The sequence below is a fragment of the Gordonia bronchialis DSM 43247 genome, from assembly GCF_000024785.1.
GTDB classification, from domain to species: domain Bacteria; phylum Actinomycetota; class Actinomycetes; order Mycobacteriales; family Mycobacteriaceae; genus Gordonia; species Gordonia bronchialis.
On sequence record NC_013441.1, the window covers coordinates 2373169 to 2399367 of the forward strand.

24 protein-coding genes are annotated in these 26199 nt (G+C 68.8%); 12 read left to right on the forward strand and 12 right to left on the reverse strand.

Features of this window, described 5'->3' with window-relative positions:
- The first annotated feature begins 121 nt into the window (after positions 1–121).
- Positions 122–1366 (forward strand): acetoin utilization protein AcuC, encoded by a 1245-nt coding sequence (locus GBRO_RS11095; protein WP_012834039.1) that lies wholly within the window; start codon positions 122–124, stop codon positions 1364–1366.
- Positions 1359–4211: a bifunctional acetate--CoA ligase family protein/GNAT family N-acetyltransferase gene (locus GBRO_RS11100; RefSeq protein ID WP_012834040.1), complete on the forward strand. Its 2853-nt coding sequence runs from the start codon at positions 1359–1361 to the stop codon at positions 4209–4211. The genes GBRO_RS11095 and GBRO_RS11100 overlap by 8 nt, the downstream gene beginning before the upstream one ends.
- Positions 4212–4232: 21 nt before the next feature.
- Here GBRO_RS11100 and GBRO_RS11105 read toward each other — a convergent pair whose 3' ends face one another.
- Both GBRO_RS11105 and GBRO_RS11110 read right to left on the reverse strand, forming a co-directional pair.
- A complete protein-coding gene (locus GBRO_RS11105) occupies positions 4233–5246 on the reverse strand; it encodes a sigma-70 family RNA polymerase sigma factor (protein ID WP_012834041.1) in 1014 nt (337 codons plus the stop codon).
- A gap of 196 nt (positions 5247–5442) precedes the next feature.
- Complete coding sequence (locus tag GBRO_RS11110) at positions 5443–5886, reverse strand: DUF3099 domain-containing protein (RefSeq protein ID WP_012834042.1); 444 nt, start codon at positions 5884–5886, stop codon at positions 5443–5445.
- Positions 5887–6099: 213 nt separating this feature from the next.
- On the opposite strand from GBRO_RS11110, the gene GBRO_RS11115 reads away from it, so the two are divergent.
- Positions 6100–6375: a DUF3039 domain-containing protein gene (locus GBRO_RS11115; RefSeq protein WP_012834043.1), complete on the forward strand. Its 276-nt coding sequence runs from the start codon at positions 6100–6102 to the stop codon at positions 6373–6375.
- Here GBRO_RS11115 and GBRO_RS11120 read toward each other — a convergent pair whose 3' ends face one another.
- Positions 6376–7656 carry a YihY/virulence factor BrkB family protein gene (locus GBRO_RS11120; RefSeq protein WP_012834044.1) on the reverse strand — a complete coding sequence of 427 codons (1281 nt, stop codon included), beginning with the start codon at positions 7654–7656 and terminating at the stop codon, positions 6376–6378.
- Positions 7657–8113: 457 nt separating this feature from the next.
- On the opposite strand from GBRO_RS11120, the gene GBRO_RS11130 reads away from it, so the two are divergent.
- Positions 8114–9820 carry a DEAD/DEAH box helicase gene (locus GBRO_RS11130; protein WP_041920431.1) on the forward strand — a complete coding sequence of 569 codons (1707 nt, stop codon included), beginning with the start codon at positions 8114–8116 and terminating at the stop codon, positions 9818–9820.
- 115 nt (positions 9821–9935) lie between these two features.
- Here the strand turns inward: GBRO_RS11130 and GBRO_RS11135 are convergent, their stop codons facing one another.
- From GBRO_RS11135 to ppgK, 4 genes are all read right to left on the reverse strand, one after another.
- Positions 9936–10142 carry a DUF7455 domain-containing protein gene (locus GBRO_RS11135; RefSeq protein WP_012834046.1) on the reverse strand — a complete coding sequence of 69 codons (207 nt, stop codon included), beginning with the start codon at positions 10140–10142 and terminating at the stop codon, positions 9936–9938.
- A gap of 246 nt (positions 10143–10388) precedes the next feature.
- Positions 10389–11342 (reverse strand): sulfite exporter TauE/SafE family protein, encoded by a 954-nt coding sequence (locus tag GBRO_RS11140; RefSeq protein ID WP_012834047.1) that lies wholly within the window; start codon positions 11340–11342, stop codon positions 10389–10391.
- A 301-nt stretch (positions 11343–11643) separates the two neighbouring features.
- On the reverse strand, positions 11644–13113 hold the full coding sequence (locus tag GBRO_RS11145) for an RNA polymerase sigma factor (RefSeq protein ID WP_012834048.1): 1470 nt from the start codon (positions 13111–13113) through the stop codon (positions 11644–11646).
- Between the two features lie 232 nt (positions 13114–13345).
- Entirely contained in the window at positions 13346–14173 is an 828-nt protein-coding gene (ppgK, locus tag GBRO_RS11150) for a polyphosphate--glucose phosphotransferase (protein WP_012834049.1), read from the reverse strand.
- Between the two features lie 234 nt (positions 14174–14407).
- Here ppgK and GBRO_RS11155 point away from each other — a divergent pair, with 234 nt between their 5' ends.
- Positions 14408–15322 carry an inositol monophosphatase family protein gene (locus GBRO_RS11155; RefSeq protein WP_012834050.1) on the forward strand — a complete coding sequence of 305 codons (915 nt, stop codon included), beginning with the start codon at positions 14408–14410 and terminating at the stop codon, positions 15320–15322.
- Between the two features lie 19 nt (positions 15323–15341).
- On the opposite strand, the gene cei is transcribed toward GBRO_RS11155, so the two are convergent.
- Positions 15342–16040, reverse strand: coding sequence for an envelope integrity protein Cei (gene cei, locus GBRO_RS11160; protein WP_012834051.1), 699 nt, complete (start codon positions 16038–16040; stop codon positions 15342–15344).
- 467 nt (positions 16041–16507) lie between these two features.
- Here cei and GBRO_RS11165 point away from each other — a divergent pair, with 467 nt between their 5' ends.
- The gene (locus GBRO_RS11165; RefSeq protein WP_012834052.1) at positions 16508–16807 is read left to right on the forward strand and encodes a DUF4193 domain-containing protein; all 300 of its coding nucleotides are present in this window, start codon (positions 16508–16510) and stop codon (positions 16805–16807) included.
- 323 nt (positions 16808–17130) lie between these two features.
- Here GBRO_RS11165 and GBRO_RS11170 read toward each other — a convergent pair whose 3' ends face one another.
- Positions 17131–17718 carry a DUF3093 domain-containing protein gene (locus tag GBRO_RS11170; protein ID WP_012834053.1) on the reverse strand — a complete coding sequence of 196 codons (588 nt, stop codon included), beginning with the start codon at positions 17716–17718 and terminating at the stop codon, positions 17131–17133.
- 22 nt (positions 17719–17740) lie between these two features.
- Here GBRO_RS11170 and dut point away from each other — a divergent pair, with 22 nt between their 5' ends.
- Positions 17741–18247 carry a dUTP diphosphatase gene (gene dut / locus GBRO_RS11175; RefSeq protein ID WP_052298260.1) on the forward strand — a complete coding sequence of 169 codons (507 nt, stop codon included), beginning with the start codon at positions 17741–17743 and terminating at the stop codon, positions 18245–18247.
- 132 nt (positions 18248–18379) lie between these two features.
- Positions 18380–19297, forward strand: coding sequence for a DUF3710 domain-containing protein (locus GBRO_RS11180; RefSeq protein WP_012834055.1), 918 nt, complete (start codon positions 18380–18382; stop codon positions 19295–19297).
- A 22-nt stretch (positions 19298–19319) separates the two neighbouring features.
- Here the strand turns inward: GBRO_RS11180 and GBRO_RS11185 are convergent, their stop codons facing one another.
- A complete protein-coding gene (locus tag GBRO_RS11185) occupies positions 19320–20063 on the reverse strand; it encodes an alpha/beta hydrolase (protein ID WP_012834056.1) in 744 nt (247 codons plus the stop codon).
- 132 nt (positions 20064–20195) lie between these two features.
- Here GBRO_RS11185 and GBRO_RS11190 point away from each other — a divergent pair, with 132 nt between their 5' ends.
- Positions 20196–20570 carry an OB-fold nucleic acid binding domain-containing protein gene (locus GBRO_RS11190; RefSeq protein WP_012834057.1) on the forward strand — a complete coding sequence of 125 codons (375 nt, stop codon included), beginning with the start codon at positions 20196–20198 and terminating at the stop codon, positions 20568–20570.
- Positions 20554–21225, forward strand: coding sequence for a DUF3159 domain-containing protein (locus tag GBRO_RS11195; RefSeq protein ID WP_012834058.1), 672 nt, complete (start codon positions 20554–20556; stop codon positions 21223–21225). The genes GBRO_RS11190 and GBRO_RS11195 overlap by 17 nt, the downstream gene beginning before the upstream one ends.
- Positions 21226–21312: 87 nt before the next feature.
- Here the strand turns inward: GBRO_RS11195 and GBRO_RS11200 are convergent, their stop codons facing one another.
- Together GBRO_RS11200 and GBRO_RS11205 are read right to left on the reverse strand one after the other, a co-directional pair.
- The gene (locus tag GBRO_RS11200) at positions 21313–21969 is read right to left on the reverse strand and encodes a potassium channel family protein (protein WP_012834059.1); all 657 of its coding nucleotides are present in this window, start codon (positions 21967–21969) and stop codon (positions 21313–21315) included.
- Between the two features lie 30 nt (positions 21970–21999).
- Entirely contained in the window at positions 22000–22662 is a 663-nt protein-coding gene (locus tag GBRO_RS11205; protein WP_012834060.1) for a potassium channel family protein, read from the reverse strand.
- 148 nt (positions 22663–22810) lie between these two features.
- On the opposite strand from GBRO_RS11205, the gene GBRO_RS11210 reads away from it, so the two are divergent.
- Positions 22811–24829 (forward strand): APC family permease, encoded by a 2019-nt coding sequence (locus tag GBRO_RS11210; protein ID WP_012834061.1) that lies wholly within the window; start codon positions 22811–22813, stop codon positions 24827–24829.
- On the forward strand, positions 24826–26157 hold the full coding sequence (locus GBRO_RS11215) for a class I SAM-dependent RNA methyltransferase (protein ID WP_012834062.1): 1332 nt from the start codon (positions 24826–24828) through the stop codon (positions 26155–26157). The genes GBRO_RS11210 and GBRO_RS11215 overlap by 4 nt, the downstream gene beginning before the upstream one ends.
- Positions 26158–26199 lie beyond the last annotated feature (42 nt).

Here is a 26199-nt window from a genome sequence, read left to right on the forward strand (position 1 = left end):
GTAGCGCCGCTATCGCTCTCTCCTCCGCCTTGCCAGACACCGGTCGCTCCACCGGATACCGGCCACCTATTTCCGAGACAGACCACTAGCCTTGAGTCGTGACCGATCGAACGAGCACGCGATGAGTGCGACCGTCATCTGGAGCGAGGACTTCCTCTCCTATCGGTGGGCGGACACCCACCCGATGAATCCGGTGCGGCTGGCGCTGACGATGAGCCTGGCACGCAGCCTGGGCATTCTCGAGGGCATCGATCCGCAACCGCCGTGCGCGATCGACGACGACGTCCTCAAGGTGGTGCACAGCGCCGACTACATCGACGCGGTCCGTGCCGTCGGGTCGGGTACCGCATCGTTGTCGGGTCCATTGCTCGAGCGACTCTTCGGACTCGGTGACGCCGACAATCCGGTCTTCGACGGCATGCACGAGGCCGCCCGGCTCCTGGTGGGCGGCACCGTGGCCGCCGCGCGGGCAGTGGCCTCCGGCTCGGTGGACCGGGCGGTCAACATCGGGGGCGGCATGCACCACGCCATGCGGTCGCGCGCGGCCGGGTTCTGCATCTACAACGACTGCGCGGTCGCCATCCACTGGCTCCTGGAGAACGGATTCGACCGCATCGCCTACATCGACATCGACGCCCATCACGGCGACGGCGTGCAGGCGGCCTTCGTGAACGATCCGCGGGTGCTGACGGTGTCGGTACACCAGCATCCGGCCACCCTGTGGCCGGGTACCGGTTGGCCCACCGAGGTGGGCAACGACGACGCCGCCGGGTCCGCGGTCAATCTCGCGTTGATGCCCGACACCCCGGACCGGTTGTGGCTACGGGCGTTTCATGCCGTCGTCCCGTCGGTGATCGCCGAGTTCCGGCCGCAGATCCTGATCAGCCAGTGTGGCGCCGACAGTCACCGCGCCGATCCGCTCACCGATCTGGCGCTCACCGTCGACGGCCAGCGGGCAGCGATGATCGCCATGCGGGAGATGGCCGACCGCTACTGCGACGGACGCTGGATCGCCGTCGGCGGCGGGGGATACGGCGTGGTCAACGTGGTGCCGCGGAGTTGGTCGCATCTGATCGGGGTGGCGCTGGACCGTGAGGTCGAGGTCACCCGTGCGATCGATCGATCCTGGTGTGAGACAGCCGAACAGGTGGCCGCCACCGTGTACAGCGATTACTCGCAGCCGCCGGTCGGGGTGATGGGTGACGGTGGCGACACCGACTTCGTCGCCTGGGACGGCGACACCGGACAGAGTCCGCCCGAGGGCATCAGCCCCTCCGCCCAGCGGCAGACCGACCGCGCCATCCTGGCCACGCGGCGCGCCGTGTACCCCCTGCACGGACTCGACCCGGAGGATCCCCGTGACTGAGCAGCACACCGCCCCCGTCGCGGACCGTCCCGAGCCGCGCGGACCGTGGGATTACCCGCGGCACTGGATCGCCGACGTCCTGGCCTCCGACGGCGGCGTCGTGCACCTGCGGCCTATCGTGCCCGACGACGCCGACCGGATCGTCGCCTTCCACGCCGGTCTCTCCGAACGCACCCGCTACATGCGTTACTTCGGTCCGACGCCGACCCTGCCGCCACGCGAGGTCGCCCGCATGACGACGGTGGATCATCAGCACCGGGTGGCGCTGGTCGCGGTCCTCGGCGGCGAGATCATCGCGGTCGGCCTGTACGAGGGCCTCGCGATGGACGGCAAACCGGAGTCGGCGGAGGTCGCCTTCGTCGTCGCCGACGAACATCAGGGCCGGGGCCTCGGGCCGATCCTCCTGGAGCACCTCGCGGGGGCGGCGGCCGAGAACGGTTTCACCCGCTTCGAGGCCGAGGTGCTCAGCGAGAACCCGAACATGGTCGCCGTCTTCCGCGACGCCGGATATCAGCTGTCACGCAGTTTCGACGGCTCGACCGTGCACGTCGAGTTCCTCATCGATCCCACCGAGGCCATGCTCTCGGTGCGCAACGCGCGCGAACGGGCCTCGGAGGCCCGCAGTGTGGCCAATCTCCTGCGGCCCACCTCGGTGGCGGTCATCGGGGCGTCGAATGACCCCAAGAAGGTCGGAAACGCGTTGCTGGCCAACATCATCGCCGGTGGCTTCACCGGTCCGGTGTTCCCGGTGAACGGTCCCGGCCACGGTCCCGACGACGCGGCCGACGTGGGGGATGACCCCGCCGATCATGGCACCGCACGACCGTCGGCGGCGGGTGGCGCGTCCGGTTCCCGCGGGTCCGTGGCGGGCCGGCGCACCCGCGAGCGGCCGCCGTCGGTGCGGGGCATTCGCGCCTACGAAACCGTCCGTGACATACCCGATCCGGTCGACCTCGCCGTCGTCGCGGTACCCGCCGAACGGGTTCCCGACGTGCTCGACGACTGTCTGGTGAAAGCGGTGCGCACCCTCGTGGTGGTGTCCTCCGGTTTCGCCGACAGCGGTGCGCAAGGCCTGGCCAGCGAGCACCGACTCGTCGAGCAGGTGCGCGAACACGGCATGCGCCTGGTCGGTCCGAATGCTCTCGGGGTGGCCAACAACGATCCGACGGTCGCACTGAATGCCACGCTGGCGCCACGTATCCCGGCGGTGGGCCGGGTCGGCTTCTTCTGTCAATCCGGTGCGCTGGGCATCGCGATCCTCGACACCGCGGCCCGGCGTCAGATCGGTTTGTCGACCTTCGTCTCCGCGGGGAACCGCGCCGACGTCTCCGGCAACGACCTGCTGCAGTACTGGGACACCGACACCGCCACCGACGTGGTGCTGCTGTACCTGGAGAGTTTCGGAAACCCGCGCAAGTTCTCCCGGATCGCCCGGCGCGTGTCGCGATCCAAACCGATCGTCGCGGTCAAATCCGGGAAAGGCGCCCTGACGCCGGTGCGGGCCGCACGCTCCGGCGCGGCCGGACTCGACGATCAGATCGCCCGGATGGTGCTCGAACAGGCCGGCGTGATCCAGGTGGACACCATTCCCGAATTGTTCGACTGCGCAACGGTCTTCGCGTTCCAGCCATTGCCACGCGGGCCGCGGGTGCGGATCATCGGCAACTCCTCGGTGCTCGGCAGCCTGGCCGCCGACACCGCCCGCAGCGGCGGCCTCGACGTCCTCGACACCATCGACCTCGGTGCCGGGGCGTCCGAGGAGCAGTTCGAGTCGGCGGTCTCGGCGGCGATGGCCGACACGACGGTCGACGCCATCCTCGTCGTGTTCGTGCCCCCGGTGGCCGTCGACGCCGATTGGCACGCCCGCGCGCTGATGGCGGCGGCCAACACCCCCGACGCCGACGGGCCCAAGCCGATCGTGACGACCTTCCTCGCGGTCGACGGCATCCCGCCGGGACTGAAGAAGCCCGGACCGGGCGGTCTGCCCGACCGCGGATCGATTCCGTCCTATGCCAGCCCCGAACGCGCGGCGACGGCGCTCGCCCGGGCCTGGCAGTACGCCCGATGGCGCCTGCGGCCCGAGGCCGTGGTCGCGCGTCCCGACGGAACCGACCCGGAAGCCGCCCGGATGTTCGTGCGCGAAGCGCTCGGCGACGCCACCGACGCCGACGCCGACCGGGTTCTCGGACACCTCGACAGCGCGCGGATCCTGCGCTGGTACGGCATCGAGGTCGTGCCGTTCCGGGAGGTCACCACAATGCACGAGGCATCAGCAGCGGCCCGTGCGCTCGGCTTCCCGGTGGCCGTCAAGGCGACCTCACCCACCTGGCGCGGTCGTCTCGACCGGGAGGGGGCCCGGCTCGACCTGCCGGACGCGACGGCGGTCGTGAACGCCTTCGCGGAGCTGACCGAGCTCACCGGCGACCGGGTGCTGCACGTGCAGAAGATGGCGTCCAAGGGCGTCGGCACGGTGATCCGGGTGCGCGACGACCCGTCGTTCGGTTCGCTGGTGTCCTTCGGGCTCTCCGGGCGCACCTTCGAGCTGCTCGGCGACCACGGCTATCGCGCGATCCCGCTGTCGGAGGCCGACGCCGCCGAACTGATCGACGAGCCGCGATCGGCGCCGCTGCTGTCCGGGTACGCGGGGGAGGCCGCGGTGGACAAGGCCGCGATCATCGAGCTTCTGCTGCGGATCTCGACCCTCGTCGACGACATCCCGGAGGTGCGTGAGGTGCTGTGCGACCCCATCCTCGCCTCGCCGGAGGGCGCGGCGGTCCTCAACGCGCAGATACGCATCGGCCCGGTGCCCACTCGAGCGGACACCGGGCCGAGACGGCTGGGGTAGGAGGCGCGATCAGCCGACCGGTCAGCTGGCGTAGGCGCGCAGGCGTTCCGCGCGATCGCCCTGGCGCAGCTTGCCCATCACCTCGCGCTCGATCTGACGGACACGCTCACGGGACAGACCGAACATCCGGCCGATCTGATCGAGGGTGCGTGGCTGCCCGTCGTCGAGTCCGTAGCGCATCCGGATGACCTGCTGTTCGCGCTCGTCGAGCGTGGCGAGCACGGCGCGGACATCGGTGTGCATCAGCCCGGCGATGACGGCGCTCTCTGCCGAGGTCGCCTCGGCGTCCTCGATGAAGTCACCGAGCGGTGCCTCCTCGTCGCTGCCGACCGGCATGTCGAGGCTCACCGGGTCGCGGCTGTGATCGAGCAGATCGGCAATCTTCTCTGCCGGGATACCCGACTCGTTGGCCAGTTCCTCGTCGGTGGCCTCGCGACCGAGCTGCTGATGCAGTTCACGCTTGATGCGCGCGAGCTTGTTCACCTGCTCGACGAGGTGGACGGGGAGCCGGATGGTGCGGGACTGATCGGCCATACCGCGGGTGATGGCCTGCCGGATCCACCAGGTGGCGTACGTCGAGAACTTGAAACCCTTGGCGTAGTCGAACTTCTCCATCGCGCGGATCAGCCCGAGGTTGCCCTCCTGGATGAGGTCGAGCAGCGGCATGCCACGGCCGGTGTAACGCTTGGCCAGGGACACGACCAGGCGCAGGTTGGCCTCGAGCAGATGGGCGCGGGCCGCCTCGCCCTCCCGGACGACGATGGCCAGATCACGCTTCTTGGCCGCCGACAACCGCTTCTTGGTGGCCAGCACATGCTTCGCGTAGAGGCCCGCCTCGATCTGCTTGGCCAGTTCCACTTCCTGCTCGGCGTTGAGCAGAGCCGTGCGGCCGATCCCGTTCAGATAGACGCGGACGAGGTCGGCGGCGGGGGATTGGGCATCGAGGTCCTGCTCGGTCATGGCAGGGCGGGTACGAGTCGCGTCGTCGGCGAATCCAGTGGTCGTGGTTGAACGTGCAAGTGTCGAGCGTGACATGCGGCCTCCTGAATTGAGTGCGTTCACTGGGTGCAACGCCTCCGGCGCCCGGAAAGTTCCCGTCCCCGATGTCGGCGGACACCCGGTCTGTACCGGTTGACCTGGGCCAACGGCCGACAGAGCAGCTGTCGGTCTGAGAAGTTGCTGAGATGTCCCGAGCCGGTGAACCGGCCGGCGCGGGGTGGTACGTGGCGGATCAGGAATCCGGATCGACGGTGTGCGAATCGATGGTCCGGGAGTCCGGGCGTCGGGAGTCCGGCTCACGTGGGTCGGACTCGGTGGTGGGGTTCAGTTCCTGCGGGCCGAAGACCGAATGGTCGACGCCGTGCAGATAGTGCGGTACTGCGCCGCGTTTGCGTGGCGGCCGGTCGTTGGCCACCAGGACGGCCACCCACGGCAGCGGGATCGACAGCACGACGATGCCGAGCGCGAGGAGCCCGTTCCCGGTCGAGCTGTACACGATGCCCGCAATCACCAGGGCGGGCACCCGGAAGGCCATCAGCGTCAGGTATTTGCGCACCCGAGCCCGGTGCTGGGCCTCGTAGGATTCCTGCGCGTCGGTGATGAGGAAGGTCTCCGCCGGCACATGATGTCCGCGGCCATGCGACGACGGGGCCCCGTGCGCGGTCTGATCGTTCATGACACCCTTCTCACTGCCGGTCACCGGTCGTCGCGTCGCGTCGTCGGTCCCGTCACGAGTTGATTCGTCGCGGCCCCCGCGTCGGACGTGTCATTGCCTAGCCCATCTTCCAGCTTTCCACTTTCGCCAACCGAATGCACCACCGGCCCGGGGCGATCGTCGGCTCGCCCGACTGATGTGCCGGGGCGTGCCAGGGTGACGCACAATGGACGTATGGGAACCGAAACCATCGAACGCCCGGACCTCGACGAGTGGTCCGACACCAAGACCGACGAACGCCCGGATGCCGACGCCACCGATCGCGGGGACGACGACCGGCCGAAGTTCTTCCACTACGTCAAGAAGGAGAAGATCGCCGAGAGCGCGGTCATGGGCACCTACGTGGTGGCGCTGTGCGGGGAGACCTTCCCGGTGACCCGCTCGGCCAAGCCGGGATCACCGGTGTGTCCCAAGTGCAAGAAGATCTACGGCCGCATGCGCAAGAGCTGATCAGCCCTCGGTCCGGTCGTCGGACGGCGAGCGATCCGATGACGGGCGCGAGCGGCGGATGGGGCCCGAGGAGAGCCGGTCGGGCAATGTCCGCAACTGCCCGGTGATGTCGGAGGTCTGCGAGTTCACCCACTCCCGGACCTGCGTGGTCGCCGACGCCTTGGCCGGCCACAGCGCCTGCACGGCGGCGTTGAACTCGGCCCCCAGCACGATCGCGAAGCCGAGGAAGAACGCGAACAGCAGGAAGGCGATCGGCGTGGCGAGCGCTCCGTAGGAATAGTCGGCGCGGGTGACGGCGGTCAGATAGATGCGCAGGATGTAGCTCGCGATCCAGAACACCATCCCGGCCAGCACCGCGCCGCCCATCAGCCGGTGCCAGGGCAGCGGGTTGGGTAACGCGAGGTGATAGAGGGTCGTCAGCACCCCGAGCAGCAGAACCGACACGAACGGGAAGTAGCCGACGTCGATCAGCGTGGTGATGATCGGATCCCAGGACTGCGGGACGATGTCGTGCAGGTAGTTGGGACCCAGCGCCACCAACGGCAGCAGGGGGACGGCCGCACACAGGAACCCGATGTAGAGCAACAGAGCAAAGATGCGCTGCCACACCGGGTTTCGTACTTCGTGCTGATCGTGTGCATGCACGATCGAGGAGATGAAGCAGGACACCGCCGACGACCCCGCCCACAGCGACAACACGAAGCCGAGCGACACCAGACCCACCCGGCCGCGGTTGAGTACGTTGTCGACGGTCGGGGTGATCAGGTCGTTGACCACGCTCTCGGAGAAGGTCCGGTCGGCGAAGGAGATGATGCGCTCGTAGATGACGTCGACGGTGTCCGGCCCGAACCAGCCTGCGATGTAGCCGACGCTGCCAAGCAGCCCGAGCAGCAACGGCGGTAGCGACAGGGCCTGCCAGAACGCGGCCTGCGCCGACCATCCGACGATGCCGTGATCCCAGGCGTTGACGGTGGTGCGCCATGCCAGCCGGTGCAGGTTGCGCAGGACCGGGAGCCGGGCGCCGGGCTCGGTGTCGTCGTCGGGATGGTCGAGCGGCTGATCGTGCCCGGGCCGCGACGGGGCATGACCGGAGGGGGCAGGTGGTGAGGGGACGTGCCGATCATTCTCGGCCGGCCGGCGGTCGTCGATCGGCAGATCGGCCGACTCCGCCGGTGCCGGGCGTCTGACCCGGATCGGATCGGTGGGAGCCGCCGTGGGGCCCTCGGGCAGGGTGTTGCCCCGTAGCGGTGCGGTGGGCCGGGATGTGGTGCCGGACCGCATCGCACGCACCGGGACGCCCGGCGACGTTCCGTCGTCGGCGATGGGTGCGGGGTTGCGGTTTCTGCCTGCGATACCTTCAGCATTCCTGATCGTGGTCACGAATGGGTATTCCGGGCGGCCGGTGTCCGTCGATTCATGCCGGTCGATTGCCGCGGCTGGGCGCGATTGTGGCGCCGGCCACGTGTCGCGATGCGTGCTGAGACCCCGCGCGCCGGTAGCATGAGCGAGGTCCCTTGCCGGTGCGGACACCGCATCGACAGGGGTGGTTTTGTGCCTCCCGCCGGAAGTTCCAGGTCGGCGCCGACCGGCAGGTCAGCGCCGTCACGGACGCCGGTGGTGGTGAGCATTCCGAGCGCAGTGGAGGAGCAGCACCCTGGTGACGTCCGCCGAGAACTCCGTAGCCGGTGTCCACGCAGCCGGTGTCCACGCACCTGCCGGGGAGCCGGTCACCGCCCGGGTGTCCTCGGGCCCCCCGCTGCGTGCCTGGCAGCGCCGGGCGCTGACCAAGTACCTCACCCGCCGCCCGCGGGATTTTCTCGCGGTGGCGACACCCGGGGCCGGCAAGACCACCTTCGGTCTGCGGATCGCACGCGAGTTGCTCGACGATCGCACCGTCGACCAGATCACCGTGGTCGCGCCGACCGAACACCTCAAGCACCAGTGGGCGCAGGCCGCCGCCCGGGTCGGAATTGCCCTGGACTCGCGGTTCAGCAACTCCGCGGGCCAGACCAGCTCGGATTTCGACGGGGTCGCGGTCACCTATGCCCAGGTCGCCGCCCATCCCGCCCGGCACCGGGTGCGCACCGAGAACCGGCGCACGCTGGTCATCCTCGACGAGATCCACCACGGCGGCGACGCCAAGTCCTGGGGTGAGGCCATCCGCGAGGCGTTCTCCGACGCCACCCGACGCCTCGCCCTGACCGGTACCCCGTTCCGGTCCGACGACTCGCCGATTCCGTTCGTCACCTATGAGCCCGAACCGGGCGGCGTGCAACGCTCTCGCGCCGACCACACCTACGGGTATGCCGACGCGCTGGCCGACGGAGTCGTGCGGCCGGTGGTGTTCCTGGCGTACTCGGGGCAGGCGAGCTGGCGGACCAGCGCGGGCGAGGAGTTCACCGCCCGCCTCGGTGAGCCGTTGTCGGCCGAGCACACCGCCCGCGCCTGGCGGACCGCGCTCGACCCGCACGGTGACTGGATTCCGGCGGTCCTGACCGCGGCACACACCCGTCTGGGACAGCTCCGTGCCTCCGGTGTGCCCGATGCCGGTGGGCTGGTCATCGCCACCGACCAGACCACCGCGCGCGACTACGCCGAACTGCTGGCCTCGATCACCGGGAAGGCCCCGACGATCGTCCTGTCCGACGACCCGAAGTCGTCGTCGCGGATCGCCGAGTTCGCCACCTCCGACGACGAATGGATGGTCGCGGTTCGCATGGTGTCCGAGGGTGTCGACGTGCCCCGGCTCGCCGTCGGGGTGTACGCGACCAGCGCGTCGACTCCCTTGTATTTCGCTCAGGCGATCGGCCGGTTCGTGCGGTCACGGCGCCCGGGTGAGACGGCGAGCGTTTTTCTCCCATCGGTCCCGGTCCTGCTGGATCTGGCGAGTCAGATGGAGGCCGAGCGCGATCACGTGCTCGGCAAGCCGCATCGGGAGAGCGACGGCCTCGACGACGCGTTGCTCGAGGATGCGAACAAGCAGAAGGACGAACCCGGCGAGGACGAGAAGGGTTTTCAGTCACTGCACGCCGACGCCGAACTCGACCAGGTGATCTTCGACGGGTCGTCGTTCGGCACCGCCACCTTCGCCGGCACCGAGGAGGAGTCGGATTACCTGGGGTTGCCGGGGCTGCTCGACGCCGATCAGGTGCGGGCGCTGTTGCGTCGACGCCAGGACGATCAGGTCGCCGCGCGCACGACGGCAGCCGCCGGGAACAAATCCGATGCCGGCGCCGGGGCGCAGACTCCGCGCAGCACGGGGGAGAATCTGCATGCCCTGCGCAAGGAACTGAACAGTCTGGTCGCCATGCATCACCACCGCACCGGTAAACCGCACGGCATGGTGCACAACGAGTTGCGCACCCGCCTCGGTGGTCCGCCCACCGCGATGGCGAGCGCCGACCAGCTACGCGAGCGCATCAACGCGCTACGTGAGTGGCGCTAGTGTTCTGATAAAGACCACCCGACGACAGACCACTCGACAGGCGGCGACCGCCAGACAGCAGCAGGCCCGGCCGGAGAACTCCGGCCGGGCCTGCTGACGTACTGCGTGTCGGTCGCTAGACGAGTTCGCCCGCGGACTCCACGACGGTCGCACTGAGTTCCACGAGGCGCGCTTCATGCTCGTTGAAGTGATGACGGCAGAAGAGAAGCTCGCCTCCCGTGGGGAGAACGGCGCGTACCTTGGCCGCGGCGCCGCAGCGATCGCAGCGATCGGCAGCGGTGAGCGGCATGGAGATCGGGGCTGTGGTGGCAGTGTCTGTCATGATTCCTCCGTCCCGGTCCGGCGCCTGTCGGTCGCCTTCCCTTCGTGAGCCGACACATCCGGGCGATGCATCGACCTTCACTCTGTCAGACGCTCGGGGGTTTCGTATTGTTCCGCGCGCCGCCTCGGTGTGTCGTCACTCACCGTTAACACCGCACACATCGACCGCAACACCGGTACAAGCGGGTGTTACGCATGATGCGACCCGGCTCACAGCGCCGGGCCCGGTCGTCGAATCAGAGCGGTCCTAACCGGCGGCCGCCGCGGTCGGACGGCCCTCGGCGACCGCCTCCTGCTGTTCGCGCAGTTCGCTGACCGCGTCCGAGGACTCGCTCTCCCGATCGCGCAGGTACGCACGCAGGGAGTAGGCGAAGGCTGCCGCCCAGGCGATGCTGATGACCACGTAGAACGCGGTGCGCACCGGCGCCGACGCGTCGATCAGATCGCTCTTGAGCAGGCTGCGGGCGTTGGTCAGAACGATCAGACCACCCACCGAGGCACCGAGCAGTCGCGGCGGGATGTGCCGGACCAGCCAGGCAGCGATAGGGGCCGCGACGACGCCGCCGACGAGGATGGCACCGACCCACGCGAAGTTGATGCCCTGCGATCCGAGGCTGAACAGGAATCCGAGGCTGGCCGCGACCGCGATGATGAACTCGCTGGTGTCGATCGATCCGATGACCTTGCGCGGCTCGAGGCGTCCGCTGGCCAGGATCGCCGGGGTGCCCACCGGGCCCCATCCGCCGCCGCCGGTGGCGTCGACGAAGCCGGCGACGAAGCCGAGGGGACCGAGGAACCGCTTACGCAGCGGCTTGCCCAGGTGATGACGAGGGATGCCCTGGAAGGTGAAACGCAGCAGGATGTAGAGGCCGAGAAGCAGCAGGATCACGGCCATGACCGGGGCAGCCGCCTCGGTGGACAGCTGCGACAGGATGGTGGCACCCAGGAAGGCGCCCACGGCACCGGGGATCGCGATCCGCCGCACCACACGCCAGTCGACGTTGCCGAACTTCCAGTGCGAGACACCCGATACGAGGGTGGTCCCGATCTCGGCGAGGTGCACGGTGGCCGACGCGGCGGCCGGGTTGGTGCCGATCGCCAGGAGCAGCGTCGTCGTGGTGACGCCGTAGGCCATGCCGAGGCTGCCGTCGACGAGTTGGGCGGCAAAACCGACCAGGGCGATGAGAACGATGGTGCGCATGTGTCAGGGGCTTTCGATGCCGGTGCCGCTGCGGGCAGAAGTCGTCGTGGGGGACAGGTACGACGGATGAACCGTCGGGGCACCTATCGACACAGCATCGACGCGACCCGCACCAGATCGACCGCACGGCGCGACACCAGAAGTGGCGTCGAGGGTCGCGGATGGACCCAACTCCCCAAATGCGGCATTCGGACATCGTACGAGGTCCGAGCCCTCGATCGGGAATCGTCAACGGCCGATGAAATCCGGCTGGCCACAAAGGTTGACATGCGCACTCGCCCGTGGTTGCGGGCGAGTGGCATCAGTCCAGATAGTCGCGCAGGACCTGCGACCGCGACGGGTGGCGCAGCTTCGACATCGTCTTGGACTCGATCTGCCGGATGCGCTCGCGGGTGACGCCGTAGACCTGACCGATTTCGTCGAGGGTTCGCGGCTGACCATCGGTCAGGCCGAAACGCAACCGGACCACGCCGGCCTCCCGCTCGGACAGGGTCTCGAGTACCGACTGCAGCTGATCCTGGAGCAGGGTGAAGCTCACCGCGTCCACGGCGACCACGGCCTCGGAGTCCTCGATGAAGTCTCCGAGCTGGCTGTCACCCTCGTCGCCGATGGTCTGGTCCAGCGAGATGGGTTCCCGAGCGTACTGCTGGATCTCCAGCACCTTCTCCGGAGTGATGTCCATCTCCTTCGCGAGCTCCTCCGGGGTGGGTTCGCGACCCAGATCCTGGAGCAGTTCACGCTGGATGCGGCCCAGCTTGTTGATCACCTCGACCATATGGACGGGGATGCGGATCGTGCGCGCCTGGTCGGCCATGGCGCGGGTGATCGCCTGCCGGATCCACCAGGTGGCGTACGTGGAGAACTTGTAACCCTTGGTGTAGTCGAACTTCTCGACCGCGCGGATCAGACCGAGATTGCCCTCCTGGATCAGATCCAGGAACGCCATACCGCGGCCGGTGTAGCGCTTGGCCAGCGAGACCACCAGTCGTAGGTTGGCCTCGAGCAGATGGTTCTTCGCGCGGTTGCCGTCGCGGGAGATCCAGTTGAGGTCGCGCTTCTGGGCCGTGGTGATCTTCTCGCCGGACTCCATGATGCGGCGCAGCCGTTCCGTCGCGAACAGGCCGGCCTCGATGCGCTTGGCGAGCTCGACCTCTTCCTCGGCGTTGAGCAGTGCGACCTTGCCGATCTGCTTGAGATAGGCGCGCACCGAGTCGGCGGAGGCGGTGAGTTCGGCGTCCTTGCGGGCCTGCCGCAGCGCCTCGGACTCCTCTTCGTCCCAGACGAAGTCACCGGCCGTCTTCTCCGGTGTGGCGGTCTCCTTGGCGGCCGCGGACTTGCCCGTGGCGGTCTTGGCCGTATCGGCGGCGACGACGGTGACCGAGTTGTCCTCGTCCTCGTCGTCGGCGTCCTCGGCGGTGGCGTCGTCGGTGTTATCGTCGTCGACCTCGAGGTCGTCGTCGATCTCCACGTCGTCGTCGAGTTCGGTGTCGGGGGCGTCGATGTCGTCGATCGAGTCCGGGCCGTCCTCGACGTCACCGTCGGGTTCGCCGGCCGGACCCGCGGCAACCTTCTTCGCCGCCTTCTTGGCGGGTGCCTTCCGAGCGGCCTTCTTGGCCGGCGCCTTCCGGGCGGCCTTTTTCGCCGCCTTCTTGGCGGGTCGTTGTGTGGATGTCTCGTCGCTCGCGGCGTCGGCCGACGGATCCGCGGTGGTCTCGACCACGGCGTTCTCGTCGATCCCGGCGTCCGCATGACGGGTCTTGGTGGCTGCCACGTACAACCTTTCAGAACTGACTCTTGACGCGTCGCGGCAGCACGGGCCACCGCGGGTGAGGGCTTGGATGTCGGCGCATGATGACCGGTGCCGACCATTGTAACGACATCGACCTGTCCGATGTGTCAAAGGCCAGGTCACGGCCGTCGCCGGTGCCGCGCGGAACCGGTGTCGCCGTAGACATTGCGGAGTTGTGCCGGAAGTTCACGACAGCGGAGCGGGCGTTGCGTGGTCACGTCTTCAAGCCGCGGGACACGGCCATCGCGGCGCCGACGATGCCCGCGGTGTTGAGCAGGGTCGCGGGTACGACCGGCGTCGAGTTGGTCAGCAGCGGAATCCACTTGTCGGACTTGCGGCTGATGCCGCCCCCGGCGATGAACAACTTGGGCCAGAACAACGCCTCGTAGGTGGACAGGACCTCGGAGACCTTCTCGGTCCACTTCTCATACGACCATCCCTTCTCCTCTTTGATCCGCGACGACGCCTGGTGCTCGGCCTCCTTCTTGCCGATGTGCATGTGCCCGAGCTCGGTATTGGGCACCAGGGTCCCGTTGATCAGGATCGCCGACCCGATGCCCGTCCCGAAGGTCAGGAGCATCACCACGCCGTCGACGCCGCGGCCGGCGCCGTGCGCGTCCTCGGCCATGCCGGCCGCATCGGCGTCGTTGAGCACCGACACCTGACGACCGCCGAGACGCTCGCTGAACAAGGCGTACACATCGGTTCCGATCCAGGACTTGTCGACGTTGGCCGCCGTGCGCATCACGCCGTCGGTGATGACCCCGGGCAGCGTGATCCCGACCGGTCCGGTCCAGCCGAAGTGACCGACCACCTCGGCGACGCCTCCGGCGACCGCATCCGGCGTCGCCGGTCGAGGAGTCAGCACCTTGAATCGTTCGCCGACCAGTTCACCGGTGTCGAGATCGACCACCCCACCCTTGATGCCGGACCCGCCGACGTCCACACCGAAGGCGAGATGCGTTGACGTGGAACCGGTGTCGGGGATGTCGGCGGTTCCCGACCCCTCTGGTGCTGACGTGGCTGACGCTGACTCGGTCATCGCGACCGTCCTCTCCGGCGGTGACGGGAACTCTCGTACACAGGCTATCCAGGCGGCGGGGCGCACGCTCGGTGTAGGCGAACAGGCGGCCGGTACCGGGGGTACACCGCGGCGAGGGCGTGTCTCCCGATCCTTGCAGGGGAGTTGGGCGCAGGGGAGTTGGGCGCAGGGGAGTTGGGCGCAGGGGAGTTGGGCGCAGTGGAATTGGGAGACACGCCCTAGTTGAATGGAGACGTGAACTCACCCGCCGAACAGCGACCCGCGAACGACGACCTCGAGGCGATTGCGAGGTCGGTGGCACAGGCGGCGGCCGAACACGTCCGCAGCCGGCGACCCGAACTCTTCGGTTCGAGCGCCGATCCTGCCGCGGACACCATTCCCGCCGTGTCGACGAAGTCGACCGTGCCCACCGTGCCCACCGTGTCGACGAAGTCGACGGAAACCGATCCGGTGACGGTCGCCGACACCGAGACCGAGCACCTCATCCGGTCACTGCTGCGCACCGCGCGACCCGACGACGAGGTGCTCGGCGAGGAAGCCGGCGGCAGCGTCGATGTACCGTCCGGTGTGCGGTGGGTCGTCGACCCCATCGACGGCACGGTGAACTTCATGTACGGGGTGCCCGCGTATGCGGTCTCGGTGGCCGCGCAGATCGACGGGCAGTCGGTCGCCGGTGCTGTCGTCGACGTCGCCCGCGGACTCACCTACAGCGCCGCGCGCGGAGGTGGTGCCTACCTCCACGGCGCCGACGGCACACGAATTCGGTTGTCCTGCAATGAGATCGATCGTGCAGATCTCGCTCTGGTCGCCACCGGATTCGGCTATGAGGCCACGCGCAGGCGGATTCAGGGCGAGATTGTCGCCGGGCTGTTGCCGCGGGTGCGTGACATCCGCCGGATCGGGGCGGCCGCCCTTGACCTGTGCATGGTCGCCAGCGGGGCCGTGGACGCGCACTACGAACACGGTCTGAGCCCCTGGGACTGGGCGGCCGGCGCCCTGATCGCCGCCGAGGCGGGCGCGGTGGTTCACATCCCGCCGCCGGACTCGCGGTCCTCGGAGGGATATCTCACCCTGGCGACCGCCCCGGGTATCGCTACCGAACTGGTGTCCATCCTCGACGAACTCGGCGCACGCGACCGCGTCGCCTGAGGCAGGTGCGTCGCCGCCGTCAGCAGGTGGACGAGTGCACCGCTTTCAGCAGTGCCGGGTCCACGCCGGTTTCCGGCTTCTTGGGGTCGGCGGTGCGCAGCACCTCGAGGGCGGCGAGGGTGTCTTGGGACAGCTCGCTGCTCTTGTAGTACTCGCCGAGGGCCACGTCCACCGTGGTCCCGCGCCGGTTGTCGTTCACCAGCTGGGCGCACGGGAACGCGAGCCAGACCGCTGCCGCCCCGGCCCGGCCGGCCGGACCGAACCGGATCTGCGCCACACAATGCAGATCGCGGTTCGGGTAGACCGTGTCGTCGCCATAGGGGTTGTCGGGGGCCGGATTGAATCCCTGACCGCTGAGGTCGTCGGCCACCGATCGCGCCACGCCGCGCTCGCCGGAGGCGTTGAGCACCCGCACCTGGAACGTCGACAGCGGGGCGGGGGACACCTCGAGCATGTCCGCGCGGGCAACCGCATCGAGGCGCACCGGTGCTGCCGGGGTCGCCGCGGGCGTCTCACCGGGGGTGGATGTCGCCGGCGTCGGTTGGTTGCAGTCGGTCGGCGCAGACGACGCCTGCGTATCGGAGAGGGCCACCACCCACACCACGACCCCGACGATCACCAGCACAACGGTCACGATGATCGCCGGCGCATAACGTCGGCGCCGGTAGGACCGACCGTTCTCGTCGGCCGGATACCCGGTCGTAATCTGCGACACCACGGTGCGGTGGCTCCTCTCCCGACAGGGGACTGGCTTGGTTCGGGCAGCCCTTGGTGTGGGTGGTTCTTGATCTGGGCAGCTTGGTTCTGGGGGTCAGCGTAGAGGGTCGTGGAGGGTGTGGTCGGCAACGGGCGTCGGCGTGCCCGGGCGCGTCGCCGCACAGGTGGACGGCCCCCTCGGAGACACCCGGGAATTCCAGGTGCCGACGATTGTTGACCCAGCGGGGTCCGTCCACTATTCTTCGGGCGCCCGCTCTCCACGGCCCATGGGGAGCGAAATGACGGAATGTGAGCAAGATCACATCCGACTAACGGGTTACGGGTAACGAATTGCACCGGTCATGACGTTGTAGTGACGCCGCCGGCAAGACAATCCCGGCGGGGCTGCGCGCATCCACCGGCTGATCGGCCACAAGCCGAACAGCCCAGAGAGCGCCCCTTGAGACTCTCAACCACGTAAGGCACACAATGGCTACTGATTACGACGCGCCCCGACGCACCGAGACCGAGGACCTCAACGAGGACTCGCTCGAGGAACTGAAGGCACGGCGCAGCGAGGCGCAATCCGCTGCGGTCGATGTCGACGAGAGCGACACCGCCGAATCCTTCGAACTGCCCGGCGCCGATCTGTCGGGCGAGGAGCTGTCGGTCCGGGTGATCCCCAAGCAGGCCGACGAATTCACTTGCACCAGCTGCTTTCTCGTCTACCACCGCAGCCGTCTGGCTCGCGAGAACGGCAGCTCGATGATCTGCGTGGACTGCGCCTGACCGGCTGATCGCCGAGAAGGACACCACGTCGACCGGGGCCGCTCGTCGCACAGCGCGCGGCGGCCCACCGGATCGGTGCCGTCGAGCCGAGGCAGCACCGATCTCACGGGGAAGAACCCGTTCGCACAGTGCCGAGCCCCGACACATGACGGTGGCCTCGGCACTTCAGTTGTGGCACACCGGCCCGGCCCACGGACGGCTGTGACCACCGCCGCAGATGCGAAGATCACCTTGCTACACGCATCACCCAGTACGGATCACTTGTCAGTGCTGATCACGCGCCGGTGCAGAGCAATCTGCGCGACGACGGCTATGGGGATGAATCAATCCGCCGGACCCGAATCGGCGGGACCCGAATCTGTCCGGCCCGAATCGGCGGGGGGAGTGGCCGCCGCGTCGGGGATACCAAGCGCGGCCAGCAACTCCGCCGGGTGCCGCGTCGACACCAACCAATAGGGCGTCGGATCGTCCGGGTCATCGAGGACCACGAGAATCATGGTCTTGACCCACGCCCGATGGACCAGGAACGCTGCCGGATCGAGCTGCCGCCCGAGCGCTGCGCTCTTCGCCGAGGCGGGGATGCTCGCGCCGCGGGCGATCACCGACCGCGGCAGCCGTGCACGATTGGCCTGCAGCTCACCATCGGCCGTCACACTGATCCGCACCCGACCCGCCGACCACAGCACCGCGGCACACAGCACCGCCGTCACCGGGTAGCCCAGCAGACCCCAGGGTGAGCTGTGCGCGGCCAGTTCGATCTCGTGGCCGACCACGCCGGTCAGCACCGCGGCGGCCAGCCACCACCACCACGGCACGAAGAGCCGCTCGTCGTAGCGGTAGGCGCCGTCATCGCCGGCCGGACCCTTTCCAGTGGAGCCGGTCGAGTGGTCGGGCGAGTGCGGTTCGGTCACGCGGCCAGCGTAGTCTGCCTGCGTGACCGCAGATTCGACCCCCGCTGACCTGACCCCCGAGGGCCGGATTCCGGTCCGCCGACTCGATCCCGAGTTGCCGATGCCGGCCCGGGCCCACCCTGGTGACGCGGGTGTGGATCTGTATTGCGCCATCGACCTCGAACTGCCCGCCGGGCGGCGTCAACTCGTACCGACCGGGATCGCGGTCGCCCTGCCGGTCGGCACCGTCGGCCTCATCCACCCCCGCTCGGGGCTCGCGGCGCGGACCGGGCTGTCGATCGTCAACACGCCGGGGACCATCGACGCCGGATACCGAGGTGAGATCAAGGTCTGCCTGATCAACCTCGATCCGGAGCAGCCCATCACCATCTCCCGCGGCGATCGCATCGCCCAGCTCGTCGTGCAGCGGGTCGAACTGCCCGACTTCGTGGAGGTCGACGAACTCGACGACACCAGCCGCGGCGCAGGCGGATACGGATCCAGCGGCGGCCACGCCGCCCTGCACGACGTGCCGTCGGCCGACGCCTGAGTCCGATCACCCGCCCGGTCGGTTAATCTGCGTTCATGGTCGAGAAGGCGGGGGCTGACAGGGACATGGGGGCGCAGGTGGGCGCAGACGCGCGTGCGGCGTCCGCCGTCCGAACCGACACGAGGAGCACCCATGGCCGGTGACGATGCACCGCGGATCGGTCAGGCACTCGGTCCCTACGACATCGAGGAACTGGCCACCGATCCCGGCGAGCTGGAGAACTCCCACCTCGATCTGGGGTCGGTTCTCGTCCCGGTCGTCGAAGGCGGGCAGGTCACCGTCGAGATGTCCGCGGACCATCAGCCGCAGGCCGTCTACCTGGTGACCCCACACGGCCGAATCACCGTGTCCGCCTTCGCCGCTCCCAAATCTCCCGGGCTGTGGCGCGAGGTGGTGCGCGAGCTGGCCGGCTCGTTGCGCGACGAGGGCGCCACCACCGGCATCTCCGACGGACACTGGGGTCGGGAGGTGATCGCCGAAGTCGACGACGCCACCCACCTGTTCATCGGTGTCGACGGCCCGCGCTGGATGGTGCGCTGTGTGGCCAGCGGTCCGAGCGTCTCGGCCGACGAGATGGCCCGCCTCGCGCGCGCCGTGCTCGCCGAGACGGTCGTGCGGCGTGGAACCGAGCCGTATCCGCCGCGCGATCCGTTGCCGATCGTGCTGCCGCCCGTCCTCGCCGAGCAGGTGGCCGCGGCGCAGCAGCAGATGATGGACGAGATGGCCGCCGAGCAGTCGGGTGCGCCGGCCGCACCCGTCCCGCAAGCCCCGACGCCACAGCCCGCCGAACCCGATCCCGACGCGGCCCCCGTCCCCGGTGGTGCACTCGACCAGCTCGCCCAGGCGACGGTCTGGACCGACGAGCAGGCACTCCTCGACGCTGATCCGGACACCGATGAGGCGGACACGGATGACGCGGGGACCGGCGGGGACGAGCCGAGCGGGGTCGCCGAGGAAACCGCGGAACCCGGCACCGACATCGCCGACGATGCGCCGCCGCCGTCGTCGGGCTCCGCGATGCAGCGCTTCCGCAGGCGCGGGCGGCGCTGACCACGGCGTCCTGACCGATCGGCTAACCCTCGGGATCCTGTTGCCCGTGATGCAGGGCCGCCCAGGCCCGAGCGCAGGAGTCGCCGAGCAGCGCCGGCCGCGCACCCCATCCGGCCAGCGTGACCTCGACCAGCGCCGAGCGCGGTGCGGCCGCACACCACTGCCGGGCCACCCCGATCGGATGCACCGGATCGTCGATGGCGGCGGTCACCGCCAGCGGGACCCCGAGGTCGGCGATCTCGGCCGGCCCCGGCGCACGATAGGCCGCTCCGCACCGCAACTGCGTCACCAGCCCGTCCGCCAGACCCCGCCAGGATCGGGTCAGCTCGGCGGCCAGCCACTCCGGACTCGTCGCGGTCATCGCCCCGATCGTCGGCTCGAGACCGTCCCGCTCGATCGACGAGGCGGTGAGTGTCGCGCTGTGCGCGGCCGCGGCGTGCTCCGGTGATCCCGACCACGCCGGCAGGGCGGCCAACACCCCGCAGCACCGGGACCGGCCGGCATCCAGTGCCCACTCGAGCGCGATCGCCGCGCCGATGGACACCCCGCCGACGAGGATCGGGCGGCCCTCTCCGGCAGCTGCGTCCAGCGTGGCGCGATATCCGCCGACCAGGTCGTTCGCCGGTTCCGGAGCAATCAGGTCCACCCCGAGCGACGCCGCCGCGGGACCGAAGGCACGCCGTATGTAGTCGGCGTCGGATCCGGTGCCCGGCAGCGCCACCAGGACGGCGGGATCGGGTGCGCCGGCGGCGTCATTCGCGGGCATGCAATGATCATGCTCCGGCGTTGTAAGTGATGGACGGAGAGGTCTACGCTGGCGACAAATGGGGTCTTTCGGACTCCCGGTCAAGCCCGCCGGTCGCCGACCCACACCAGACAGAGAAGCGTGGAGGTTGTGATGCCCACAGCCGGATATCTCAAGCGACTCACCCGCCGGCTGACCGAGGATCTCGGTGACGCCGACGCGGAGAAGATCGCCGAGGAATCGCGTGCGACCGGTGCCCAGCGGGCATCGGACTGCGGCCGCGGCGACGAGGTCGCCATGCACGGTGAGCTGAGGTCGGTCGAGACGTGCTCGAAGGCGGCCAAGGCGGGGGTGAAGGCCGAGTTCTTCGACGGCACCGACGTCGTGCTCCTCAAATGGCTGGGCCGCAACCGGATCCCGGGTATCGAGCCCGGCCGCAAACTGACCGTTCGGGGCCGGCTGGCGATGCACGAGGGAACCAAGGTCATCTACAACCCCTACTACGAACTGCATGGCGCAGAGGACTGAGTCCGACGCCGCCGAACCGGACGATCGACCCGATCACGTGCCCACCGGGGACAAGCCCGGCGCAACCGTTCTCGAACAGCTGGGCGGCGTCTCGGGGCTGATCTACTCGACCGTGCCGATCGTGGTCTTCGTGCCGGTCAATTCCTTCTTCGGTCTGCGGGCCGCGATCATCGCGGCCCTGGCGACCGCGGTGGCCGTCTTCGGCGTTCGATTGCTGCGACGCGAAGCGCTCACCCCGGCGGTATCCGGTGTCATCGGGGTCGCCATCTGTGTGTTCATCGCCCACCGGGTGGGAGATGCCAAGGGCTACTTCCTGTTCGGCATCTGGACCACCCTGGTCTACGCACTCGTCTTCGTGGTCTCGATCATGGTTCGGTGGCCGCTCGTCGGTGTCGCATGGCATCTGGTGAACGGGCAGGGAACAGGGTGGCGTCGTGATCGGCGCATCCTGCACGCCTACGACCTCGCCACCGCCTTGTGGGCGCTGGTCTTCGCCGCGCGCTACCTGCTGCAGTCGCAGCTCTACGACCACGATCAGACCGGATGGCTGGCCGTCGCGCGAATCTCGATGGGCTGGCCGCTGACCGCCGTGGCCGTTCTCGGAACGATCCTGCTGGTCCGTCGCGCCACGACGCGCGAGACACTCGGCGCCTGACCGGGCGGCGTCGGGGGTGTTCCGGCCTGCTCGGCGGCTTCAGCGCTGCTCGGTCAGCGTTGCTTGACGGTCAGAGTTGCCTGGCGGTCAGAGCTGCATGGCGTCGCGCAGCGCCGGTTCCACCTCGGCGGGGGCAATGAAGACCAGCTCGTCGCCACCCTCGATCGGATCGTCGGACTGGGGCACGATCACCCGCCCGCCGCGCAGGATGGCGACCAGTGCGACATCACGCGGAAGCGCCAGCTTGCGGACCGGCTTACCCGCCAGCGGCGTGTTCGACGGCAGAGTCAGCTCGACGAGGTTGGCCTGACCTTGCCGGAACGTCATCAGCCGCACCAGATCGCCCACCGTCACCGCCTCCTCGACGAGCGAGGCGAGCAGACGGGGAGTGGACACGGCGACGTCGACACCCCAGTCCTCGCCGAACAGCCACTCGTTGCGTGGATCGTTGACGCGGGCGACGACTCGGTTGACCGCGAACTCGGTCTTGGCGAGCAGACTCACCACGAGATTGGCCTTGTCGTCACCGGTCGCGGCGATCATCACGTCGAACGTGTGGAGCTCGGCCTGCTCGAGATTGGACAGTTCGCAGGCATCGGCGAGAACCCACGCCGCGCCGGGTACGGCGTCGGAGTCGATGTGCTCGACCTTGCGCTCGAACAGCGTCACCTCATGATCGTTGACGAGCAACTCCCGGGCGATCGAACGGCCCACGGCGCCGGCTCCGGCGATGGCGACTTTCACGGAAATGTGCTCCTGGCTGGTTGATGGGGCTCAGTCGTGGGTGGCGGGCGCCGAGGCGATGCCGCGGGCGTTGCGCAGGTTGTCGAGAAGACTGGCCGCGAACACCACATCATCTTGCTGCAGAACGGTTTTCGCGTCCGGCAGGATGGGGTGTCCGACGCGGTTGAGGAAGGCGATGCGAGCTCCGGTGATCTCCTGGAACTTGCCCACGGTGGTCCCGATCCACGATTCGTGGACCTCCAGCTGGGCCACGGCCAGCGACCCTGACGGATCACGCCACTCGGTGGTCGTCGACGTCTCGCCGAGCGCCGAGACGAAACGCTCCGTCGTCCACGGCACGGTGGCGACCGTCGGAATCCCCAGCCGCTCGTAGACCTCGGCTCGTTTCGCATCGTAGATCCGGGCGACCACGCGCTCCACGTCGAAGGTCTCCCGCGCGACCCGAGCCGAGATGATGTTGGAGTTGTCACCGGAGGAGACCGCGGCGAAGGCGTCGGCGTTCTCGATGCCGGCACGCTCGAGGACGTCACGGTCGAAGCCGACCCCGGCGATCGTCACCCCGGTGAAATCGGGACTCAGCCGGACGAAGGCCGACGGATCACGGTCGATGATCGCGACGTCGTGACCTCGCTTCTGCATCGCCATCGCGAGCGACGACCCGACTCGCCCACACCCCATGATCACAACCCGCACGTCGTTCCTTCCACCGGTCGCGCGCAGCCCGAGGACCCGCGGTTCGTCCAACCCGATAACCACCTAGAACCTACCCGTCGCAGCCCGTCCCGCGGTGTCGACGCGGCCTCTGGTGGCCTTCGAATATCGCACGCTCTAGTGTTGCCTGGTGTCCACCGTGTCAAAGGTGTCCGTCGCGACCAAACGTCTGCTGCTGGGCCGGCCGTTCCGCAGTGACACGCTGGGGCACACCCTGCTCCCGAAGCGGATCGCGCTGCCGGTTTTCGCCTCCGACGCGATGTCGTCGGTCGCCTACGCGCCGCAGGAGATCTTCCTGGTCCTGTCGGTGGCCGGTGTCACCGCCCTGGCCTACACGCCGTGGGTCGCGCTGGCTGTCGCAGCCGTCATGGTCGTCGTGGTCGCCAGCTACCGGCAGAACGTGCACGCCTACCCCTCCGGCGGGGGTGATTACGAGGTCGCGACGGTCAACCTGGGCCCGAGCGCGGGACTCACGGTCGGCAGCGCGCTGCTCGTCGACTACGTGCTCACCGTGGCCGTGTCGATCTCGTCGGCCGCGGAGAACATCGGCTCGGCCATCCCGTTCGTCCAGGAACACAAGGTGTGGTTCTGCGTCGCGGCGATCGTGCTGCTCGCCGCGGTCAACCTGCGCGGTATCAAGGAATCCGGCGCGGTGCTGGCCACCCCCACCTACGCCTTCATCGTCGGTGTCGTCGCCATGCTCGTCTGGGGTTTCATCGAGATCTACATCCTCGGCGACTCCGTGCGTTCCGAGGCCGCCGACTTCGAGATCAAGGCCGAGAACGATCATCTGATGGGTGTGGCGTTCGTCTTCCTGATCGCGCGGGCCTTCTCCTCCGGTTGCGCCGCCCTGACCGGTGTCGAGGCCATCAGCAACGGCGTCCCGGCCTTCCGGAAACCCAAGTCGCGCAACGCCGCCACCACTTTGCTCATGCTGGGCAGCATCGCCATCGTGCTGCTCCTGGGCATCGTCATGCTGGCGCAGAAGATCGGTGCGAAGTACGTGATGGACCCGGCGAAGGATCTGATCGGCGCCCCCGAGGGATACCAGCAGAAGGCGATGATCGCCCAGCTCGCGCACGCCGTCTTCGACACCTTCACCCCCGGCTTCTACTTCGTGGCGATCGCGACCGCACTGATCCTGATGCTGGCCGCCAACACCGCATTCAACGGTTTCCCGGTGCTGGGTTCGGTTCTCGCCCAGGACCGATACCTGCCGAGGCAGTTGCACACCCGCGGGGACCGCCTCGCGTTCAGCAACGGCATCTTGTTCCTGGCGCTGGCGGCGATCGTGTTCATCGTCGCGTTCGGTGCGCAGGTCACGGCCCTGATCCAGCTCTACATCGTCGGCGTGTTCGTGTCGTTCACGCTGAGCCAGACGGGAATGGTGCGGCACTGGACGCGACTGCTGCGCACCGAGACCGACCCGCGCGCACGCCGGCGCATGATGCAGTCGCGGGTCATCAACACCATCGGGCTGGTCATGACGGCCACGGTGCTCGTCGTCGTCCTCATCACGAAGTTCACCGCGGGCGCCTGGATCGCGATCCTGGCGATGGTGGTGATCTTCGTGCTGATGAAGCTGATCCACCATCACTACGCGACGGTGCAGCGCGAACTCGAACGCGCCGAGGCCGACGGCGACGAGACCGTGCTCCCCAGCCGGACACACTCGGTCGTCCTGGTCTCCACCCTGCACCTGGCCACCAAACGCGCCTTGCTCTACGCCCGCGCCACCCGGCCCGACGTGCTGGAGGCGATCACCGTCAACGTCGACGACCGGGACACCCGAAAACTGGTGTCGCAGTGGGAGGCCAGCGACATCTCCGTGCCGCTCAAGGTGATCGCGTCGCCCTACCGCGAGATCACCCGGCCGGTCATCGACTACGTGCGCCGGGTGCGCCGGGAGAGCCCCCGCGACGTGATCACCGTGTTCATCCCCGAGTACGTCGTCGGCCATTGGTGGGAACAGATCCTGCACAACCAGTCCGCCCTGCGACTCAAGGGCCGGTTGCTGTTCGAACCCGGTGTGATGGTGACCTCGGTGCCGTGGCAGCTGAGTTCCTCCGACCGGCGCAAGGACGACCCGAGCTACTGGGCGCCCGGTGAGACCCGCCGCGCCCTCGGCGGCGACGCCGAGCACCGATGAGCCCGCCGATGATCGAGCTCACCGTCGAGCGCCCCGCGAACGGCGGTGAGGCGGTCGGCCGGGCGGACGGGCGTGTGGTGTTCGTCCGCGGTGCCATCCCCGGCGAAACCGTCCGGGTGCGCATCGTCGACCAGCGGCATCCCTCGTTCTGGCGGGGCGAGACGATCGAGATACTCGACGCCTCACCGTTCCGCGTGCCGCAGCGTTGCCCGGCGGCGGCGCACGGCGCCGGGTGCTGTGACCTCGGGTTCATCCGCCCCGACCATGCGCGTGACCTGAAACGCGATGTGCTGCTCGATGTTGCGGCCCGGATAGGGCACCTGCCGGCGCAGGTGCTGGAGTCGACCGCACTCGTCGGCACCGGCGTGGAGGCGCTCGCCGCCGCGAGCGGCACGGCCACCGCATCCGCCGACGCGGCGACCGGGTGGCGGGTGCGCACCCGGCTGGCCGTCGACGGCAACGGAGTGGCCGGTCAGCGCGCGTTCCGTGGTGACGACGTGATCACCGGCGGCCGCTGTGTGGCACCGGTCGCCGGTCTGCTCGACGACATCGACGGGGGATTCACGCCGCGCGCTGAGCTCGTCATCGTGGCCGACGCCGCCGGCGGCCGGCATATCAGCGAACTCGCGCCGATCGTCGAACCCGTCACTGCAGCCGGTCGGCGGGCGGGCCGAGGTGACCGATCGCGCCGCCGCGCGCAGCAGTCCCGGCACCGGCGTCGGATTGAGCGGGCCACCCGCGTCGTCGAAGGCGCCGGTGTGGCCGAGCACCGGGTGGGCACACGCGCCTGGCAGATCCCGGTCACCGGTTTCTGGCAGGCCCACCGCGAAGCACCGGCAACCTACGCGGATGCCGTGGCCGGCTTCGCGGCGCGGCACCTCGACCGATCACCCGGCGTCGCCTGGGATCTCTACGGCGGTGCCGGTGTCTTCGCCGCCGCACTCCTCGACAACCCCGATGTCGCCCCGGGGTCGGTACACGTTGTCGACGCCGACACCGGCGCACTGACCGCGGCCGCCGCGACCTTCGCCGGCGACAACCGCGTGATCACCCACCCCGGTGAGGTGATCGAGCAGATCGAGGCGCTGCCCGCCCCCGACGTCGTGGTCCTCGATCCACCGCGCACCGGGGCCGGGGAGAAGGTGGTCACGGCGATCAGCGACGCCCGACCGCAGGTCATCATCCACATCGGATGTGACGCGGCTCGCTTCGCACGTGACCTCGGTCTTTTCGTCACTCACGGCTACCGAATCGCCGAACTGCGGGGATTCGACGCCTTCCCGCTCACCCACCACGTCGAGGTCATCGCCTGCCTGGTCCGCGGCTGAGGGCACGGGCGCTCGCACCGGGCGCTGGCACCGGTACGGCCG

Excerpts from the sequence above, each read along its gene's own strand:
- GBRO_RS11095 (WP_012834039.1), top strand. The coding sequence starts at position 122 with ATGAGTGCGACCGTCATCTGGAGCGAGGACTTCCTCTCCTATCGGTGG.
- GBRO_RS11105 (WP_012834041.1), bottom strand. The coding sequence starts at position 5,246 with ATGTCACGCTCGACACTTGCACGTTCAACCACGACCACTGGATTCGCC.
- GBRO_RS11110 (WP_012834042.1), bottom strand. The coding sequence starts at position 5,886 with ATGAACGATCAGACCGCGCACGGGGCCCCGTCGTCGCATGGCCGCGGA.
- GBRO_RS11115 (WP_012834043.1), top strand. The coding sequence starts at position 6,100 with ATGGGAACCGAAACCATCGAACGCCCGGACCTCGACGAGTGGTCCGAC.
- GBRO_RS11120 (WP_012834044.1), bottom strand. The coding sequence starts at position 7,656 with ATGCGGTCCGGCACCACATCCCGGCCCACCGCACCGCTACGGGGCAAC.
- GBRO_RS11135 (WP_012834046.1), bottom strand. The coding sequence starts at position 10,142 with ATGACAGACACTGCCACCACAGCCCCGATCTCCATGCCGCTCACCGCT.
- GBRO_RS11140 (WP_012834047.1), bottom strand. The coding sequence starts at position 11,342 with ATGCGCACCATCGTTCTCATCGCCCTGGTCGGTTTTGCCGCCCAACTC.
- ppgK (WP_012834049.1), bottom strand. The coding sequence starts at position 14,173 with ATGACCGAGTCAGCGTCAGCCACGTCAGCACCAGAGGGGTCGGGAACC.
- GBRO_RS11165 (WP_012834052.1), top strand. The coding sequence starts at position 16,508 with ATGGCTACTGATTACGACGCGCCCCGACGCACCGAGACCGAGGACCTC.
- GBRO_RS11180 (WP_012834055.1), top strand. The coding sequence starts at position 18,380 with ATGGCCGGTGACGATGCACCGCGGATCGGTCAGGCACTCGGTCCCTAC.
- GBRO_RS11185 (WP_012834056.1), bottom strand. The coding sequence starts at position 20,063 with ATGCCCGCGAATGACGCCGCCGGCGCACCCGATCCCGCCGTCCTGGTG.
- GBRO_RS11190 (WP_012834057.1), top strand. The coding sequence starts at position 20,196 with ATGCCCACAGCCGGATATCTCAAGCGACTCACCCGCCGGCTGACCGAG.
- GBRO_RS11195 (WP_012834058.1), top strand. The coding sequence starts at position 20,554 with ATGGCGCAGAGGACTGAGTCCGACGCCGCCGAACCGGACGATCGACCC.
- GBRO_RS11215 (WP_012834062.1), top strand. The coding sequence starts at position 24,826 with ATGAGCCCGCCGATGATCGAGCTCACCGTCGAGCGCCCCGCGAACGGC.